The 19,182-nt window shown below is 61.4% G+C and carries 14 protein-coding genes and 1 tRNA gene; 1 reads left to right on the forward strand and 14 read right to left on the reverse strand.

All coding sequences use genetic code 11. From position 1 onward, the window contains the following. Nucleotides 1-146: 146 nt before the first annotated feature. From fusA to P0X85_RS04070, 12 genes are all read right to left on the reverse strand, one after another. Nucleotides 147-2,264 (reverse strand): elongation factor G, encoded by a 2,118-nt coding sequence (gene fusA, locus P0X85_RS04015; protein ID WP_275808836.1) that lies wholly within the window; start codon nucleotides 2,262-2,264, stop codon nucleotides 147-149. An 18-nt stretch (nucleotides 2,265-2,282) separates the two neighbouring features. Continuing rightward, a complete protein-coding gene (gene rpsG, locus P0X85_RS04020) occupies nucleotides 2,283-2,753 on the reverse strand; it encodes a 30S ribosomal protein S7 (protein WP_275808839.1) in 471 nt (156 codons plus the stop codon). 12 nt (nucleotides 2,754-2,765) lie between these two features. Then, nucleotides 2,766-3,137, reverse strand: coding sequence for a 30S ribosomal protein S12 (gene rpsL, locus P0X85_RS04025; RefSeq protein ID WP_038074720.1), 372 nt, complete (start codon nucleotides 3,135-3,137; stop codon nucleotides 2,766-2,768). A 373-nt stretch (nucleotides 3,138-3,510) separates the two neighbouring features. Next, complete coding sequence (rpoC, locus tag P0X85_RS04030; protein ID WP_275808859.1) at nucleotides 3,511-7,740, reverse strand: DNA-directed RNA polymerase subunit beta'; 4,230 nt, start codon at nucleotides 7,738-7,740, stop codon at nucleotides 3,511-3,513. Between the two features lie 50 nt (nucleotides 7,741-7,790). Next, on the reverse strand, nucleotides 7,791-11,927 hold the full coding sequence (gene rpoB, locus P0X85_RS04035; RefSeq protein WP_275808862.1) for a DNA-directed RNA polymerase subunit beta: 4,137 nt from the start codon (nucleotides 11,925-11,927) through the stop codon (nucleotides 7,791-7,793). A gap of 244 nt (nucleotides 11,928-12,171) precedes the next feature. Continuing rightward, the gene (gene rplL / locus P0X85_RS04040; RefSeq protein WP_275808865.1) at nucleotides 12,172-12,543 is read right to left on the reverse strand and encodes a 50S ribosomal protein L7/L12; all 372 of its coding nucleotides are present in this window, start codon (nucleotides 12,541-12,543) and stop codon (nucleotides 12,172-12,174) included. A 66-nt stretch (nucleotides 12,544-12,609) separates the two neighbouring features. Further along, on the reverse strand, nucleotides 12,610-13,122 hold the full coding sequence (rplJ, locus tag P0X85_RS04045; RefSeq protein WP_275808868.1) for a 50S ribosomal protein L10: 513 nt from the start codon (nucleotides 13,120-13,122) through the stop codon (nucleotides 12,610-12,612). Nucleotides 13,123-13,348: 226 nt separating this feature from the next. Next, nucleotides 13,349-14,047 carry a 50S ribosomal protein L1 gene (gene rplA / locus P0X85_RS04050; RefSeq protein ID WP_275808871.1) on the reverse strand — a complete coding sequence of 233 codons (699 nt, stop codon included), beginning with the start codon at nucleotides 14,045-14,047 and terminating at the stop codon, nucleotides 13,349-13,351. A gap of 3 nt (nucleotides 14,048-14,050) precedes the next feature. Next, nucleotides 14,051-14,503: a 50S ribosomal protein L11 gene (gene rplK / locus P0X85_RS04055; protein WP_275808874.1), complete on the reverse strand. Its 453-nt coding sequence runs from the start codon at nucleotides 14,501-14,503 to the stop codon at nucleotides 14,051-14,053. A gap of 89 nt (nucleotides 14,504-14,592) precedes the next feature. Then, complete coding sequence (nusG, locus tag P0X85_RS04060) at nucleotides 14,593-15,132, reverse strand: transcription termination/antitermination protein NusG (RefSeq protein ID WP_275808877.1); 540 nt, start codon at nucleotides 15,130-15,132, stop codon at nucleotides 14,593-14,595. Between the two features lie 218 nt (nucleotides 15,133-15,350). Continuing rightward, nucleotides 15,351-15,539, reverse strand: coding sequence for a preprotein translocase subunit SecE (gene secE / locus P0X85_RS04065; protein ID WP_275808880.1), 189 nt, complete (start codon nucleotides 15,537-15,539; stop codon nucleotides 15,351-15,353). A 126-nt stretch (nucleotides 15,540-15,665) separates the two neighbouring features. After that, a tRNA-Trp gene (locus tag P0X85_RS04070) sits at nucleotides 15,666-15,741 on the reverse strand. A gap of 133 nt (nucleotides 15,742-15,874) precedes the next feature. On the opposite strand from P0X85_RS04070, the gene P0X85_RS04075 reads away from it, so the two are divergent. Beyond that, nucleotides 15,875-16,726: a class I SAM-dependent methyltransferase gene (locus tag P0X85_RS04075; protein WP_275808883.1), complete on the forward strand. Its 852-nt coding sequence runs from the start codon at nucleotides 15,875-15,877 to the stop codon at nucleotides 16,724-16,726. 19 nt (nucleotides 16,727-16,745) lie between these two features. Here P0X85_RS04075 and P0X85_RS04080 read toward each other — a convergent pair whose 3' ends face one another. Both P0X85_RS04080 and P0X85_RS04085 read right to left on the reverse strand, forming a co-directional pair. Beyond that, nucleotides 16,746-18,197, reverse strand: coding sequence for a UbiA family prenyltransferase (locus P0X85_RS04080; protein ID WP_275808886.1), 1,452 nt, complete (start codon nucleotides 18,195-18,197; stop codon nucleotides 16,746-16,748). 9 nt (nucleotides 18,198-18,206) lie between these two features. Beyond that, on the reverse strand, nucleotides 18,207-19,052 hold the full coding sequence (locus tag P0X85_RS04085; protein WP_275808890.1) for a lytic transglycosylase domain-containing protein: 846 nt from the start codon (nucleotides 19,050-19,052) through the stop codon (nucleotides 18,207-18,209). Nucleotides 19,053-19,182: the final 130 nt, after the last annotated feature.

Genomic DNA, 19,182 nt, shown 5'->3' on the forward strand with positions numbered 1-19,182 from the left:
GTTTTGCCGTGGTCAACGTGGCCGATCGTGCCGATGTTGACGTGCGGTTTCGTACGTTCAAACTTTTCCTTTGCCATTATGGCCTCCTGTCATTTCAAGCACGTAATCGGGTGCGCCCGAAGGAGTCTCCCCCGGGCGCCCGGTGATTACGCGTATTTCGCCTGGATCTCGTCCGAGATGTTCTGCGGCACGGCTTCGTAGTGATCGAAGATCATGGTGAAGACCGCACGGCCCGAGGACATCGAACGCAGCGTGTTGATGTAGCCGAACATGTTCGCGAGCGGCACGAAGGCGTTGATGACGATCGCGTTGCCGCGGGTCTCTTGGCCTTGGACCATGCCCCGACGCGAAGTCAGGTCGCCGATGATACCGCCGGTATATTCTTCCGGGGTCACCACTTCGACCTTCATCATCGGCTCGAGCAGCTTCGCGCCGGCCTTCTTGAGACCTTCACGCATTGCGGCGCGGGTCGCGATTTCGAAGGCGAGCACCGAGGAGTCGACGTCGTGGAACGCACCGTCGATCAGCGCGACCTTGAAGTCGATCACCGGGAAGCCAGCGAGCGGACCGGAGTCCATAACCGACTGGATGCCCTTTTCGACGCCCGGGATGTATTCCTTCGGAACAGCACCGCCGACGATTTTCGACTCGAACGAGTAGCCTTCGCCCGGCTCGGTCGGATCGATCACGAGCTTCACGCGTGCGAACTGGCCGGTACCACCGGTCTGTTTCTTGTGCGTGTAGTCGATCTCTGCCGAACGCGAGATGGTCTCACGGTAAGCCACCTGCGGCGCACCGATATTCGCCTCGACCTTGAACTCGCGACGCATACGGTCGACGAGGATGTCGAGGTGAAGTTCGCCCATGCCCTTCATGATGGTCTGACCGGACTCGAAGTTGGTCTCGACGCGGAAGGACGGGTCTTCGGCTGCCAGGCGAGCGAGGGCGATACCCATCTTCTCCTGGTCGGCTTTCGACTTCGGCTCCACGGCGATCTCGATCACCGGATCGGGGAAGGTCATGGTTTCGAGAACGACCGGCGCGTTGACCGCGCAGAGCGTGTCACCGGTGGTGGTCTCTTTGAGACCGGCCAGCGCGATGATGTCGCCTGCGAATGCTTCCTCGATTTCCTCGCGGTTGTTCGAGTGCATCATCATCATACGACCGACGCGCTCTTTCTTGCCCTTGGTCGAGTTCAGGATCGAGTCACCCTTCTTGATGACGCCCGAATAAATCCGGGTGAAGGTCAGCGAACCGACGAAGGGGTCGTTCATGATCTTGAACGCCAGAGCCGAGAAGGGCTGCGCGTCATCGGCCGAACGGGCGATGTTACGCTCTTCCGTCTCGTCGCCCGGCTCGAAGCCCATGTAGGCGGGCACGTCGAGCGGCGAGGGCAGGAAGTCGATCACGGCGTTGAGCAGGGGCTGAACGCCCTTGTTCTTGAACGCCGAACCGCCCAGAACCGGAACGAACGAAAGCGACAGGGTGCCTTTGCGGACCAGCTTCTTGAGCGTCTCCGCGTCCGGCTCTTCGCCTTCGAGGTAGGCCATCATGGCGTCGTCGTCTTGCTCGACCGCGTTTTCGATCAGGATCGCGCGCCATTCGTCGGCGGTATCCTTGAGCTCATCGCGGATCGGCTGACGGACCCAGCTTGCGCCGAGGTCTTCGCCCTGCCACACCCACTCTTCCATCTCGATCAGGTCAACAATGCCCTCGAGGTTCTCTTCCGAACCGATCGGGAAGTTGACCGGAACCGGGGTGGCGCCGGTGCGGTCCTTGATCATGTGCACGCACTTGAAGAAGTCGGCACCGATCTTGTCCATCTTGTTGACGAACACGAGACGCGGAACCTTGTAGCGGTCAGCCTGACGCCACACGGTTTCGGTCTGCGGTTCGACACCGGCGTTCGCGTCGAGCAGCGCAACCGCGCCGTCGAGAACCGCGAGCGAACGTTCCACCTCGATGGTGAAGTCCACGTGGCCGGGGGTGTCGATGATGTTGAAGCGGTGCTTCGGCGTTTGCGGGTTGGCGCCATCGACGGTGCGTTCCCAGAAGGTGGTCGTCGCAGCCGAGGTGATGGTGATCCCGCGCTCTTGCTCCTGCTCCATCCAGTCCATGGTCGCAGCGCCATCGTGCACTTCACCGATTTTGTGCGATTTGCCGGTGTAGTACAGGATGCGCTCGGTCGTCGTGGTTTTACCCGCGTCGATATGCGCCATGATCCCGAAGTTGCGGTAGAAGTTAAGCGGATAATCGCGAGCCATAATAGGCGTCCTTCCTTATTACCAGCGGTAGTGGCTGAACGCTTTGTTCGCGTCGGCCATCTTGTGGGTGTCTTCCCGCTTCTTGACAGCGGAACCACGCGAGTTCACCGCATCCAGAAGCTCGCCGGCGAGGCGCTCTTCCATGGTGTTCTCGTTGCGGGCGCGCGCAGCGTTGATGAGCCAGCGGATAGCCAGCGCTTCGCGGCGGGTCGGGCGGACTTCGACCGGAACCTGGTAGGTCGCACCACCGACGCGGCGCGAACGCACTTCGACGGACGGTTTCACGTTGTCGAGGGCTTCGTGGAAGACTTCAACCGGCTCGCGCTTGAGCTTCGACTCGACGCGCTCGAGCGCGTTGTAGACGATTTTCTCGGCGGCCGATTTCTTGCCGTCGATCATCAGGTTGTTCATGAATTTGGTCAGCACGCGATCGCCATATTTGGCGTCGGGCAGAACTTCGCGCTTTTCAGCGGCGTGACGACGAGACATCTGGTGATCTCCTTACTTCGGACGCTTCGCGCCGTATTTCGAACGACGTTGACGACGGTCTTTAACACCTTGGGTATCCAGCACACCGCGCAGGATGTGGTAACGGACACCCGGAAGGTCTTTGACGCGGCCGCCGCGGATCAGAACAACCGAGTGCTCTTGCAGGTTGTGCTTTTCGCCCGGGATGTAGGAGATGACCTCGAAGCCATTCGTCAGGCGCACCTTGGCGACCTTACGCATAGCGGAGTTCGGTTTCTTCGGCGTCGTGGTGTAGACGCGCGTGCAGACGCCACGCTTCTGCGGGCACTCTTGAAGGTGTTGCGACTTCGAGCGCTTCACCTTGGGCTGCCGCGGCTTGCGGATCAGCTGTTGGATAGTAGGCATTCCGGTTCCCCGTATTTGCTCTGTCAATACTCGCACCCCGATCAGGGTGCGCCACTTCTCGACGGCGCGTTGCGCGTATCGCAAAACGCCAAATCGCATTCCGCCCCGGCTTTTGGCTGGGGTGAATGCGTTGAAATCCAGAGGATCGAGGCATCAGGCCCGGATCTTGACCACTGAGTTTCGGTGTCCCGCAAGACGCACTGCGCCCGTTGGGATGCGCGGGCTATAGGGGGAGTCGCGTGGGATGTCAACACAGGCAGGCCCGGCGCCCCGAATTGCGGCTCACCACGCTCCGCACCGGACCCGGTCCCGCCCGCAATGAAAAAGGCCCCGCCGAAGCGGGGCCTTCTGTCTCAGTGGCGTGACGTCACGATCAATCGCGGCTTTCCGGCGTTTCCACCGGGCCGAAATCCTCGGCTTCGACCTCGACCGGAGCGGCAAGGGCCGCTGCGGCTTCGGCTTCGGCACGACGCTCTTCGATCACCTTGTGGTCGCGGTCGGCTGCGATCTTGCGCACGCGAGTGGTTGCGCCACCCGTGCCGGCAGGGATCAGACGACCCACAATCACGTTCTCCTTGAGACCCACGAGCTTGTCGCGCTTGCCCTGCACCGAAGCCTCGGTGAGAACGCGGGTGGTCTCTTGGAACGAGGCTGCCGAGATGAACGAGCGGGTTTGCAGCGATGCCTTGGTGATCCCAAGCAGCACCGGCTCGCCCGTCGCGGCACGACCGCCGCGCGCTTCGACCTTGGCGTTCTCTTCTTCGAACTCCGCCTTGTCGATGTGCTCGCCCTTGAGCAGCGTGGTATCGCCCGAGTCGAGGATCTCGATCTTTTGCAGCATCTGGCGAACGATCACCTCGATGTGCTTGTCGTTGATCTTCACACCTTGCAGACGATAGACGTCCTGCACTTCGTCGATGAGGTAGTCGGCCAGAGCCTCAATCCCCATGATGCGCAGAATGTCGTGCGGTGCCGGGTTGCCGTCCATGATGTAGTCACCCTTCTGCACGAAGTCGCCCTCCTGCACCGGGATGTGCTTGCCTTTCGGCACCATGTATTCGACGGGCTCCAGACCTTCCTCACGCGGCTCGATCGCGATGCGGCGCTTGTTCTTGTAGTCCTTGCCGAAGCGCACATAGCCGTCGATTTCCGCGATGATCGCGTGGTCCTTGGGACGACGCGCCTCGAAGAGTTCGGCCACGCGCGGAAGACCACCGGTAATGTCCTTGGTCTTCGCACCTTCGCGCGGAATACGCGCCACAACGTCACCAGCTTTCACGTCCTGACCGTCTTCGACCGAGAGGATCGCATCCACCGACATCTGATAGGTCACCGGGTTGCCCGCTTCGTTGCGGACCGGCTCGCCATCGGCGCCGACAATGATGATCTCCGGCTTCAGGTCGTTGCCCTTCGGCGCCGAACGCCAGTCGGACACGATCTTCTGCGTCATGCCGGTAGCATCGTCGGTCTCTTCGCGCACCGAGATGCCCGAAACGAGGTCGACGAAGCGCGCGACACCGGCCTTCTCGGCGATGATCGGCAGGGTGTAGGGGTCCCATTCGTAGAGCTTGGCGCCACGTTTGACGGCCTCACCCTCTTTCACGAAGACCTTCGAGCCGTAGGTGAGCTTGTGGCTGGCACGCTCTTCACCGTGCTCGTCCACGATCACGACCTGCATGTTGCGGCCCATGACGATCTGCTCGCCCGCTTCGTTCACCAGAAGGTTCGCGTTGCGGAACTCGATCTTGCCCTCTTGGCTGGCTTCCTGGAACGACTGCGAGCCACCCTGTGCGATACCGCCGATGTGGAAGGTCCGCATCGTCAGCTGCGTGCCGGGTTCCCCGATCGACTGTGCGGCGATGATGCCGACAGCTTCGCCCTGGTTCACCAGCGTGCCGCGTGCAAGGTCACGACCGTAGCAGAGCGCGCAAACGCCCTCTTCGGCCTCACAGGTCAGAGCCGAGCGGATCCGCACTGAGGCGATGCCCGCCTGGTCGATCTGGTCGGCCTTGCGCTCGTCGATCAGCTCGTTCTTGCGCACCAGCACCTCGTCGGTGCCCGGAACCAGAACGTCGTCTGCCGCCACACGGCCCAGAACGCGCTCGGAGAGCGGCGCCACGACTTCACCGTCATTGACGGCTGCGGTCGCGTTGATCGCACGCTCGGTACCGCAATCGTGCGAACGCACGATGCAGTCCTGCGCCACGTCCACCAGACGACGGGTCAGGTAACCCGAGTTCGCCGTCTTCAGCGCCGTATCGGCCAGACCCTTACGGGCGCCGTGGGTCGAGTTGAAGTATTCAAGAACGGTCAGACCTTCCTTGAAGTTCGAGATGATCGGCGTCTCGATGATCTCGCCGGACGGTTTGGCCATCAGGCCGCGCATACCGCCAAGCTGCTTCATCTGAGCGGGCGAACCCCGCGCCCCGGAGTGCGACATCATGTAGACCGAGTTCGGTTCCATTTCGGCACCGGCATCGTCCACGCGCACGGCGGAGATTTCCTTCATCATCTCGGCCGCAACCGCGTCCGAGCATTTCGACCAGGCGTCGACAACTTTGTTGTACTTTTCGCCCTGAGTGATCAGGCCGTCCATGTACTGTTGCTCGAACTCTTTGACCTGATCGCGCACGCCGTTCACGATGTCCCACTTGGTATCCGGGATCACCATGTCGTCCTTGCCGAACGAGATGCCGGCGCGGAATGCCTCGCGGAAGCCCATGCCCATGATCTGGTCACAGAAGATGACCGACTCTTTCTGACCGCAATAGCGGTAGACGGTGTCGATGACGTTTTGCACGTCTTTCTTCCGCAGCAGACGGTTCACAAGCTCGAACGGTGCTTTCGCGTTGAGCGGCAGCAGCGCGCCAAGGCGCACACGGCCCGGCGTGGTCTCGAAGCGTTTGAAGACTTCGTTGCCCTCTTCGTCGATCTGCTTCACGCGCGCCGAGATTTTGGTGTGCATGTGCACGACACCGGCGTTGAGCGCGTGTTCGACCTCTTCGACCGAACCGAAGACCATGCCTTCGCCCTTCATGCCTTTGCGCTCCATGGTCACGTAGTAGAGACCAAGGACCATGTCCTGCGAAGGAACGATGATCGGCGCGCCGTTGGCGGGCGAGAGAACGTTGTTGGTCGACATCATCAGCACGCGCGCTTCAAGCTGGGCTTCCAGCGAGAGCGGCACGTGGACGGCCATCTGGTCACCGTCGAAGTCGGCGTTGAAGGCCGAGCAGACGAGCGGGTGCAGCTGGATCGCCTTACCTTCGATGAGGATCGGTTCGAACGCCTGAATGCCCAGACGGTGCAGCGTCGGCGCACGGTTCAGCAGAACCGGGTGCTCGCGGATCACCTCGTCGAGGATATCCCAGACTTCGGGACGCTCTTTCTCGACCAGCTTCTTCGCTTGCTTGACGGTCGACGACAGGCCCTTCGCTTCAAGACGCGAGTAGATGAACGGCTTGAACAGTTCGAGCGCCATCTTCTTCGGCAGACCGCACTGGTGCAGCTTGAGTTCCGGACCGGTCACGATGACCGAACGGCCCGAGAAGTCGACGCGCTTACCCAGAAGGTTCTGACGGAAGCGGCCCTGCTTACCCTTGAGCATGTCCGAGAGCGACTTCAGCGGGCGCTTGTTGGTGCCCGTGATGACGCGGCCGCGACGGCCGTTGTCGAACAGGGCGTCCACCGACTCTTGCAGCATCCGCTTTTCGTTGCGCACGATGATATCGGGCGCACGCAGTTCGATCAGGCGCTTCAGACGGTTGTTCCGGTTGATGACGCGGCGATACAGATCGTTGAGATCCGAGGTCGCGAAGCGGCCACCATCGAGCGGCACGAGCGGACGCAGTTCCGGCGGGATCACCGGAAGAACGGTCAGCACCATCCATTCCGGGCGGTTGCCGGATTCGATGAAGCTTTCGACGATCTTCAGACGCTTGATGATCTTCTTCGGCTTGAGTTCGCCGGTCGCCTCTTTCAGCTCTTCGCGCAGTTGCTCCGCGGTGGCTTCGAGGTCGATCGCCTGCAGCATCTCACGGATGGCTTCCGCGCCGATATTGGCGGTGAAGGCGTCCGCGCCATACATGTCCTGCGCGTCGAGATACTCTTCCTCGGTCATAAGCTGCCCATAGGACAGGTCGGTCAGACCCGGCTCGATGACAACGTAGTTTTCGAAGTAGAGGATGCGCTCGAGATCGCGCAGCGTCATGTCCAGCATCAGGCCGATGCGCGAGGGCAGCGACTTGAGGAACCAGATATGGGCCACGGGCGAGGCCAGCTCGATGTGGCCCATGCGCTCACGACGGACCTTTTGCAGCGTGACTTCGACGCCGCATTTCTCGCAGACGACGCCGCGATATTTCATGCGCTTATATTTGCCGCAGAGGCATTCGTAATCCTTGATCGGGCCAAAGATACGCGCGCAGAACAGGCCGTCACGCTCGGGCTTGAACGTGCGGTAGTTGATGGTCTCGGGCTTTTTGATTTCGCCATAGGACCACGACAGAATCCGCTCCGGCGAAGCCAGCGAGATCTTGATCTCGTCGAATTGCTTCGGCGCCGCGAGCGGGTTGAACGGGTTTTGGGTCAGTTCCTGGTTCATCTGTTATTCCTTGAATGAGGGCAGAGGGGAGGGAATGAGGGGCGAACCCCTCACTCCTCGTCCTCCGCATCCAGGAGTTCCATGTTGAGGCCGAGGCCCCGGACCTCTTTGACGAGAACGTTGAACGACTCGGGCACGCCCGCTTCGAAGTTGTCCTCGCCCTTGACGATCGACTCGTAGACCTTGGTCCGGCCAGCCACGTCATCCGACTTGACCGTGAGCATCTCTTGGAGCGTGTAGGCGGCGCCGTAAGCTTCGAGCGCCCAGACCTCCATCTCCCCGAGACGCTGACCACCGAACTGCGCCTTACCACCCAGCGGCTGCTGCGTGACGAGCGAGTACGGACCGGTCGAGCGCGCGTGCATCTTGTCGTCGACAAGGTGGTGCAGCTTGAGGACGTACTTCATCCCCACGGTGACCTTACGCGCGAACTGCTCGCCGGTGCGGCCATCGAAGACCACCGACTGACCAGACTGATCGAAGCCCGCACGACGCAGAGCGTCGTTCACATCGGCCTCTTTCGCGCCGTCGAAGACGGGCGTCGCGATCGGAATACCGCCGCGCACCGCTTCGGCACTTTCGATCAGGTCTTCGTCCGACTTGGACGCGATCAGGTCATCATAGGTCTCGTCGCCGTAGCCCAGACGCATCGCCTCGCGCACCGGGGTCAGGTCGCCCGACTTGCGATAGGCTTGCAGCGCATCGTCGATCTGCAGGCCCAGACCACGTGCGGCCCAGCCCATATGCGTCTCGAGGATCTGACCCACGTTCATCCGCGAGGGCACGCCCAGCGGGTTGAGCACGAGGTCGACCGGCGTGCCATCGGCGAGGAAGGGCATGTCTTCCATCGGAACGACTTTGGACACGACACCCTTGTTCCCGTGACGACCGGCCATCTTGTCGCCCGCTTGCAGCTTGCGCTTCACGGCGACGAAGACCTTGACCATCTTCATCACGCCCGGAGGCAGGTCGTCGCCCTGACGGACTTTCTCGACCTTGTCTTCGAACCGGTGCTCAAGCGCGCGTTTCTGCGCGTTGAACTGGTCGTTGAGCGCCTCGACCTCTTTGGCATCGCCCTCGTCCTCGAGCGCGAGTTGCCACCATTGGCCACGGCTCAGCGTGCCGAGCAGTTCGTCATTGATCTCGGAGCCGCCCTTGACGCCCTTCGGACCCTTCACCGCGGTCTTGCCGAGGATCAGCGTCTTCAGACGCGCGTAGATGTTGCGCTCAAGGATCGCCATCTCGTCGTCCCGGTCACGGGCCAGACGTTCGACTTCCTCACGCTCGATCTGAAGCGCACGCTCGTCCTTGTCGACACCGTGACGGTTGAAGACGCGGACTTCGACGATCGTGCCATAGGCACCCGGCGGCAGGCGGAGCGAGGTATCGCGCACGTCCGACGCTTTCTCACCGAAGATGGCGCGCAGAAGCTTTTCTTCCGGCGTCATCGGGCTTTCGCCCTTCGGCGTGATCTTACCGACGAGAATATCGCCCGGGCCGACTTCGGCACCGATATAGACGATGCCCGCTTCGTCGAGGTTGCGCAGGGCTTCCTCGCCGACGTTCGGGATGTCGCGGGTGATCTCTTCCGGGCCGAGCTTGGTATCGCGGGCCGCCACTTCGTATTCGTCGATATGGATCGAGGTGAACACGTCGTCGCGGTGGATGCGCTCGGAGATCAGGATCGAGTCTTCGTAGTTGTAACCGTTCCACGGCATGAAGGCCACGATCACGTTCCGGCCGATAGCCAGTTCGCCCTGATCGGTCGAGGGACCGTCAGCGATAACCTGCCCCTTCACCACCACGTCGCCCACTTTCACGATGGGACGCTGGTTGATGGTCGAGGACTGGTTCGAACGCTTGAACTTGCGCAGACGGTAGATGTCGACGCCGGCATCGCCGGTGCCCAGATCTTCGTTCGCGCGCACAACGATACGCTGCGCGTCGACCTGGTCGATCACGCCACCGCGCGTCGCCATGATCGCCGCACCCGAGTCGCGCGCCACGACAGCTTCCATGCCGGTGCCCACGAAGGGGGCCTCGGCGCGCAGAAGCGGCACGGCCTGACGTTGCATGTTCGAGCCCATCAGAGCGCGGTTGGCGTCGTCGTTTTCGAGGAACGGGATCAGCGCCGCGGCGACCGAAACGAGCTGTTTCGGCGACACGTCGATGAGGTCCACCGAGTCCGCCGGGTTCAGCGAGTATTCGCCGGACTGACGGGTCGACACCAGATCGTTCACGAACTTGCCGTTCTCATCGAGCGTCGCGTTCGCCTGCGCCACGGTGTGACGCATCTCTTCGGTCGCGGACATGTAGACCACCTCATCGGTGACCTGACCGGCGTTGACCTTGCGATACGGAGTCTCGATGAAGCCGTATTTGTTCACCCGCGCGAAGGTGGCGAGCGAGTTGATCAGACCGATGTTCTGACCTTCTGGCGTTTCAATCGGGCACATCCGACCATAGTGGGTCGGGTGAACGTCGCGCACCTCGAAGCCAGCGCGCTCACGGGTCAGACCGCCCGGCCCGAGAGCCGAAAGACGACGCTTGTGCGTGACTTCCGACAGCGGGTTGGTTTGGTCCATGAACTGCGACAGCTGCGAGGAGCCGAAGAATTCACGCACAGCCGCCGCTGCGGGTTTCGCGTTGATGAGATCCTGCGGCATGACCGTGTCGATCTCGACCGAGGACATGCGTTCCTTGATGGCGCGTTCCATGCGCAGGAGACCCACGCGATACTGGTTCTCCATCAGCTCGCCGACCGAACGCACCCGGCGGTTGCCGAGGTGGTCGATGTCGTCGATCTCGCCCTTACCGTCGCGCAGTTCCACCAGCCCGCGGATACAGGCGATGATGTCTTCACGGCGCAGCGTGCGTTGGGTGTCCGGCGCATCGAGGTCGAGACGCATGTTCATCTTCACGCGACCAACAGCCGAAAGATCGTAGCGCTCGGCGTCGAAGAACAGCGTGTCGAAGAGCGCCGAAGCCGCCTCGACGGTCGGCGGTTCACCCGGACGCATCACGCGGTAGATGTCCATGAGCGCGGTATCGCGGTTCATGTTCTTGTCTGCCGCCATGGTGTTGCGGATGTAGGGACCGACATTGACGTTATCGATGTCGAGGATCGGAATATCGGTGATCCCGTTGTCGATCAGCGTCTTGATCGAACCGCCAGTCACCTCACCGTCTTTATCGTAATCAGCGGTCAGCTCATCGCCCGCTTCGATATAGATGAAGCCGGTGTCCTCGTTGATGATGTCCTTGGCGCAGTACCGGCCGAGGATATGCTCGAACGGTACGAGAAGCTCGGTGATCTTGCCCTCGTCGATGATCTTCTTGACGGCGCGCGGCGTCATCTTGTCGCCGGCCTTGCAGATCACCTCGCCGGTGGCGGCGTCGACCAGATCGTAGGTCGGACGGGTGCCGCGCACGCGCTCGGGGAAGAACTTGGTCACCCAGCCGCGCTTGCCCTCGGCACGGTAGGTCACGGTGTCGTAATAGGCATCCATGATGCCTTCCTGATCGAGACCAAGCGCATAGAGCAGCGTGGTCACCGGCAGTTTGCGGCGGCGGTCGATACGCGCGAACACGAGGTCCTTGGCATCGAACTCGAAGTCCAGCCACGAGCCGCGATAGGGAATGATGCGGCATGCGAACAGCAGCTTGCCCGACGAATGGGTCTTGCCGCGGTCGTGGTCGAAGAACACGCCCGGGCTCCGGTGCATCTGGCTCACGATGACCCGCTCGGTCCCGTTCACGATGAACGTGCCGTTCTTCGTCATGAGTGGCATGTCACCCATGAACACGTCTTGTTCTTTGATATCCTTGACCGAGCGTGCGCCCGTGGTCTCGTCGACATCGAACACGATCAGGCGCAGAGTGACCTTCAGCGGGGCCGAATAGGTCATGTCGCGCTGCTGACATTCATCAACGTCGTATTTCGGCTTTTCCAGCTCGTATTTCACGAATTCGAGGATCGCGTTGTCGTTGAAATCCTTGATCGGGAAAACCGACTGGAACACGCCCTGGAGGCCTTCACCGTCAGTCGGTTGTTCTGCCTCGCCCGAGCGCAGGAACAGATCATAAGAGGATTTCTGAACCTCGATGAGGTTCGGCATTTCAAGGACTTCGCGGATTTTGCCGTAGTAGCGGCGGATACGCTTCTGACCAACGTAAGCTTGAGCCATGCTCGTCGTCACCTTTCGTCTTTTCGCAGGCTGCACAGTGTCGGGGCCCACTGCGCGGCGCTTGGCGATAAGGGGGGCGGTTCCATTCATGTCTCCCCTCCCACAGGGAAACTCCCGAACCGCGAACGCCGCCTTGGAGAGGGCTCAGGGCAACCAAGCCCTCTCCGAGACAGGTTCGGCTGGGCCCGGGAGCGCCCCGGACCCAGCCCATTTTTCAGATCGGATGCAGTCGCATCCGGCTCGATTACTTGAGCTCGACTTTCGCGCCGGCTGCTTCGAGCTTGGTTTTGATGTCTTCGGCTTCTGCTTTTGCAGCGCCTTCTTTGACTTTGCCGCCAGCCTCGACGAGGTCTTTGGCTTCTTTGAGGCCCAGGCCGGTGATGCCGCGGACTTCTTTGATGACGTTGATTTTGTTGGCACCAGCGTCAACGAGAACGACGTCGAATTCGTCTTTCTCTTCAACGGCTTCAGCAGCCGCTGCCGGGCCAGCCATCATGACGGCGCCACCGGCGGCCGGCTCGATGCCGTATTCGTCTTTCAGGATGTTTTTCAGTTCCTGCGCTTCCAGAAGCGTCAGGCCCACGATTTCTTCGGCGAGTTTTTTCAGGTCAGCCATTTCTCAGTTTCCTAATTTGGGTATTCCAACGACGGGCTTCATGCCCACGAAGGGATGTTGGTTTGCTCAAGCAGCTTTCTCTTCGATGGTCGAGAGAATGCTCGCGATGTTCGAAGCAGGCGCGCCAATGGCACCGGCGATGTTCGAAGCAGGCGCCCCGATGCACGACACGATCGAAGCGATGAGCTCCTCACGCGACGGCATAGCGGCGACGGCTTTAACACCGGCGACGTCAAGTGCCGTGTCGCCCATCGAACCGCCAAGGATCACGAACTTGTCGTTCGTTTTCGCATAGGCGTCGACCACCTTCGCCGCAGCGACGGGGTCTTCCGAGTAGGACAGCACGGTCATGCCCGTCAGGTATTCAGCAATGCTTGCGCAGGGCTGACCTTCGAGGGCGATCTTGGCGAGCTTGTTCTTGGCAACGCGAACGGACCCACCCGCTTCACGCATTTTCGCGCGCAGGTCCTGCATCTGAGCAACCGTCATGCCTTCGTAGTGAGCAACCACCACGACGCCAGAGCTTGCGAAGATCTGGCCGAGTTCCTCGACCACTTTCTCTTTCTGGGCTCTATCCACAGTTACACTCCAAGTATGGGGGTTTCCCCCCGGCTCTCATTTTCCCCGGCTTGCACCGGGGGTCGGGTCCAAGTGGTTCCCGAGAAGATCGCCCGAGGTCAGATACCCCGGAAATTCTCGTTCCCCATCTCAGGAAGGATATTAAGGGGTCACCCCCACCCTCCGTCTCGGACAGGACGGGGCGCACTGAACGCCCCGTCATTCGCCGGGTTACCCCGGCAAATTCTTAGTTGCCGGTCGCCGACGTCAGGTCGAGCGACACGCCCGGGCCCATGGTCGAGCTGAGCGACACCTTCTTGAGGTAGGTGCCTTTCGCGCCCGTGGGCTTGGCTTTCGACACGGCTTCGACGAAGGCGCGAACGTTTTGCGCCAGCGCTTCATCCGAGAAGGACACCTTGCCGATACCGCCGTGGATCACGCCGGCTTTTTCGACCTTGAACTGGACTTCGCCGCCTTTTGCCGCTTCGACAGCCGCTTTCACGTCCATCGTCACGGTGCCGACTTTCGGGTTCGGCATCAGGTTGCGCGGGCCGAGGACCTTACCCAGACGGCCGACGATCGGCATCATGTCCGGGGTCGCGATGCAGCGATCGAACTCGATCTTGCCGCCTTGCACGATTTCCATCAGGTCCTCTGCACCGACGATATCGGCGCCAGCGGCCTTGGCTTCTTCGGCTTTCGGGCCGCGTGCGAACACAGCGACGCGAACCGTTTTACCGGTGCCGTTCGGCAGCGAGACAACGCCACGGACCATCTGGTCCGCGTGACGCGGGTCAACGCCGAGGTTCATTGCGATTTCGAGCGTCTCGTCGAATTTCGCCGAAGCGGCCGATTTGATCAGCGCGACTGCGTCCTCAACCGAGAGGTTCTCTTTGCCGACGAAGGCTTCGCGGGCGGCTTTGGTGCGTTTACCGAGCTTTGCCATGACTTAGCCTTTCACCTCGATGCCGATCGAGCGGGCCGAGCCGAGGATGATTTGCATCGCGGCTTCGACGTCGTTCGCGGACAGGTCTTTCATTTTCGCTTCGGCGATCTCGCGGACCTGAGCGACGGTCACGGTGCCAGCGACTTCGCGGCCCGGTTTCTCCGACCCTTTCGGGCGGTTGCGCTTGCCAACCGGCTTCAGGCCAGCGGCTTTTTTCAGGTAGAACGAAGCCGGAGCGGTCTTCAGCTCGAAGGTGAACGACTTGTCGGCGTAGTACGTGATGACGCACGGCACCGGCATGTCTTTTTCCATTTCCTGCGTCTTGGCGTTGAACGCCTTGCAGAATTCCATGATGTTGATGCCGCGCTGACCGAGCGCGGGACCGACCGGCGGGGACGGGTTGGCGCCGCCAGCCTTAATTTGCAGCTTCAGCTGCCCGATAACTTTCTTGGCCATGTGGCCTCTCCTTTATCACTGTCACATCCAAGGATGCGAAGTTTAGTGGTTCGGTCCGGACCGTAGCCCTCGCCTCCCACGGTTCACACTCAGGCGGTTTTCTGCACCTGAGTGAATTCCAGCTCGACCGGCGTCGGACGACCAAAGATCGAGACGGTGACCTTCAGGCGGCCCGACACGTCGTCGACTTCTTCGACCATGCCCGAGAAGCCCTCGAACGGGCCGTCGGTCACGCTCACATTTTCGCCCACGTCGAAGCGGATCAGGTTGCGCGGCGCAACCGCTTCACCCGACTCGTCGGCGCGTTTCAGGATCTGGTTCACCTCACCGTCGCGCATCGGCATCGGCTTGCCCTGCGGGCCGAGGAAACCGGTCACCCGGTTAATCGAGTTGATCAGGTGGTAGCCCCGATCGGTCATGTCCATCCGCACGAGCACATAGCCCGGCATGAAGCGGCGCTCCGAGGTGACTTTCTTGCCACGACGGATCTCGATCACCTCTTCGGTCGGGACCAGAACTTCTTCGATCTGATCCTCGAGGCCCTGCTCGACCACAGCCTGACGGATTTGCTCGGCCACTTTCTTCTCGAAGTTCGAGAGAACGCTCACCGAATACCAACGCTTCGCCATGCTTGCCTCAGCCCTCTGCCACCGACGGGTAACCGTCGCAAAATTCCAATTCATTCAATGGGTTGCCCCATCGCACCCAGAACAAAAAACAGCGTGCATACCGAATCGATGCACGCCGGTTCCGGGAAAGTCCCGCCCCTTTACCCCTGTCGGCCCATGAATTCAAGACCGTAGCGGGGTTTTGCGACGACCCGCAGGACAGCGGCGGCGGGCTTCCCTCAGCCGATGATCTGGCTGACGCCGAAGCGGATGACCCAGTCGACCAGCGCAAAGAACAGCGCGGTCAGAGCGGCCATGACGAACACCATACCGGTGGTGAGCATCACCTCACGGCGGCTCGGCCAGGTGATCTTGCCCACTTCCGAGCGAACCTGTTGCAGGAACTGAAGGGGGTTTGCCATGCGCATCATCCTCTTGTCGCAGGCGCGGCACCCTTGCCGCGCGACCGGGGTCAGATACGCGCTCGGGACCGCGATTTCAAGCGTTTTGCCGCGTGAAGCGGCGATCCGTTCGTCAGGTGTGGAAAAGCGGCCTGGCAGGGGCAGGGGGACTCGAACCCACGACCCTCGGTTTTGGAGACCGATGCTCTACCAACTGAGCTATACCCCTAGGCCGTGGGCGGGTGCTACGGCACCTCGGCGGCGAAATCAAGGGCCATTCTGCATCTATTTGCGTTCCCGCGTATGGCCGATGGTCACCGGACACTGGCCATGTCAGCCCTTGCGATGCTAACCCTGCACCCATGAGCTCCGACCCTGATTACACCGACGCCGAACGCCTGTTCGCCGCCCGCCCCTGGATCGGCGCGGATGCGGCCCTGCCCGAGGCTGCACGGGCGGTGCCGACCATGCTCGCCACCGAGGAGACGCAGCTTTACTATTGGCTCGCGCGGCATTGGGCCAAGGGGGCGGGGGTGATCGTCGATCTGGGCTCGTTCATCGGCGGTTCGACCGCACGGCTTGCCGCGGGCCAGGCCGATGCCGGGCGCGCCCTGCCCGTCTTTGCCTATGACAATTTCACAGCCTCGGAAGAGTTGAAAGCCAAGCTTCTCTATCCGGCGGGTATCCCTCCGTTCGCGGGCAACGATATCCTGCTCGAAGCGCATCGCCTGCTGACACCCTGGAAACCCGCGATCACCCTTCGGCAGGGGGATATTCTCGAACAAGGCTGGCATGGCGAACCAATCGAGCTGTTGGCCATCGACGCCGCGAAATCGGCTGCTCTGACCGATCACATCGCGGCGGAGTTCTTTCCCGCGCTCATCCCCGGGCGCTCCATCGTGATCCATCAGGACTTTTTGCATCGGGTGCAGCCTTGGCTCCCCGCGCAGATGACGCGGCTCAGGCGCTATTTCAAACCGCTGTCCCGCGTCGCACGCGACTGCGTCGTCTTCCTGTGCACCGAGGTCCCCTCGCCCGAAGCCCTCCGGGACGCGCGGGTCTCGGAGCTGAGCGACCGCGACCTCGCCCGTCTGGTGCGCACCGCTGCCAGCCGCTATTCACGAATGGCAGGGCGCTATTACTTTGCCTCGATGGTGCGCAAGATCAACGCCAACCCCGAAGAACGGATCGCCTGGCGCATGTGGCGCAACTGAGCGCGATTTGACGACGGAGTTAGCCCCCGAACCAATGCCCCCACAGCCCCGCGGCCCAGAACATCAGGCTCAGGATGATCATCAGGATACCCAGACCCAGCTTATCCTTGAGCGCAAAGACGATCGGGTCGTAATCCTGCTTGCCATACCAACCGAGCATCACCATGCGGATCAGCCACCATGCCATCGGGATCATCGCAAGCCACATGAGCCATGTGTCAGGATAGAGCACCCGGCCCTGATCGGACACCGAATAGAGAAAAAAGATCACCAGTGCGCCAAACACCCCGATACCGGCCACGTTCAACAGATCCCCCCGATCCGCGCGACCGTAGCCACGCCCCGGAAGGCGCTCATCCCCTTGTGCGAGTGTCAGTTCAGTCAGACGCTTCACACAGCCCAGCGCGATGAAAACCGGGAAGATGAAGATCAGCATGAAGATCGAGACATCGACTTGCCCCGCAGCCGCACCCGCGACCACCCGGATCGTGTAGAGCGAGGCCAGCGTCGTGATGTCGACCCAGCGCATCCGCTTGAGTTTGAGCGAATAGGCGAGCGACGTGAGCGTGTAGAGTACGATCACGCCGAAGAAGCCCCAGTTGAGCGCCGCCGCAATCCCGAGGGAGAGCGCCAGCAATCCGACAAAGGCGAGCATGCCCACCGGAATCGGAACGTCCCCACTTGCGAATGGACGGCGGTTCTTGGTCGGGTGGAGGCGGTCCGCTTCCAGATCGAGAAGATCGTTGATGATATAGATCGAGCTGGCCGCCCCCGAAAATGCGACGATGCCCAGAAGGATCGGGATCAAAGTCTCCAGATCGAACCGATGCGACGCGATAAGGGGCAGCAACAGCAGGACATTTTTAACCCATTGATGCGGGCGCAACGCCTTGAGCAGCTTGCGGGCGGTCCACCCCCCCGGCAGACGTATGACCTCATGCCCGCCTTCAGGCAGCGTCGTTGCGACCGCGACCTTGCCAACCACCAGCGCGGTGTCGGCATGCTCCCAGACCTGCATGTCCACCGCGGCATTCCCTGCGTAATCGAACCCACGCGGGCCGAAATCGCGGGTCAAGGCGGCAGCCTTCGCCTGCCCCTTAAGGTTCGTTTGACCATCCGAGGCATAGTAGCGCTCGGATAGCCCGTAATGCTCGGCAAGCTGGGCGACCTGATCCTGATCGGAGGCGGAAGCGAGGATCACCTCCCGCCCTTCGGCCTTGGCACTCTCTGCCGCCTCCAGCACCGCCGCGTTCACCGGCATCAGGTCAAGCCGTAGATCGGCGATCTGTGCCAGTTCCTGTTTAAGCCGCGCACGATCCCCCAGATGCGCCGCAGTCGCGCGGATCACCCCAATCGGATCTTTCGCAAGCCCGGCCCAGAAGCTTTCGAACAAGAGATCGGTCCGCAGCAGCGTGCCATCGACATCCAGAACCAGCGGCTTCGCCCGTGCGGCGCTTTCGGTATTCGGCAAGCTGACCCCCTAGCCCTTGACCGCGAAGACGCAACCATCGGTCACAAGCTCTGGCCGTGACAGGCACAGACCACGCGCGACCTCCCATGCCGCCAGCACTTTGGGCACATAGCCGCGCGTCTCGGCAAAGGGCGGAACGCCCCCGTTTTTCTTCACCGCATTCTCGCCGGCATTATAGGCTGCGATCACCATCAGCGGATCGCGGTCAAATTCCTTCATCAACCAGTCCAAATAGGCAACGCCGCCCTTGATGTTCTGGATCGGGTCACGGCTGTCGGACACCTTGAAGCGTTCGGCGGTTGCCGGAATAAGTTGCATCAACCCCACCGCACCCGCCTTGGAAACCGCATCCGCGCGCCCCCCGGATTCGGTCGCGATGACCGCCAGCACGAGCGCGGGCGACACCTCGGTGCCGATCGTCGCTGCGAGGATTTGGGCGCCATGACGTTCCGCGATCTGCTGAAGATGCGACAGGCGCGGCGCCGAAACGGATTTTCCCTGCGGCCCTTGGCTGAGCGCCGAGATCGCCTTGGTGAAGCGCCCGTCCCGCGCCCCAAGTGCCGGCGAGACAAGCCCCCAATACCATTCATAGCCACTGACCTGCGGCGCGACCGGCTTGCCGTCATCTGGCGTCTTTGTCATCGGCTCGAATGGCTTCTGCGCAGCGATTGCAAGACCGCGACGTTGTTCCTCGGGGTCAATCTGGATCGTCAGGAACCGCGTCGTGCCCGGCTTGGGCGGGACCACACGCTTAGGCTTGAAATGATGCACCGTCGGCGTCTGGGTCTCTGCCCCAGACGGTGCGACAAGACATGCCGCGAAAATCGCGATGAGTAAAACCTGTAACCCGCGCATCTGCGCTTTCCTGCTCTTTTGGGGTTTTCCCCTTTGCGCCTTTATCCCGGAAACGGGTGCAAAAATCCAGTCCGACAGGAAAATCCGGGGGTTTTTGCGGGGGATTCGCGTCCAATTCGACACAGAAAAC

It is taken from the genome of Pseudothioclava nitratireducens, assembly GCF_029210495.1.
GTDB classification, from domain to species: domain Bacteria; phylum Pseudomonadota; class Alphaproteobacteria; order Rhodobacterales; family Rhodobacteraceae; genus Pseudothioclava; species Pseudothioclava nitratireducens.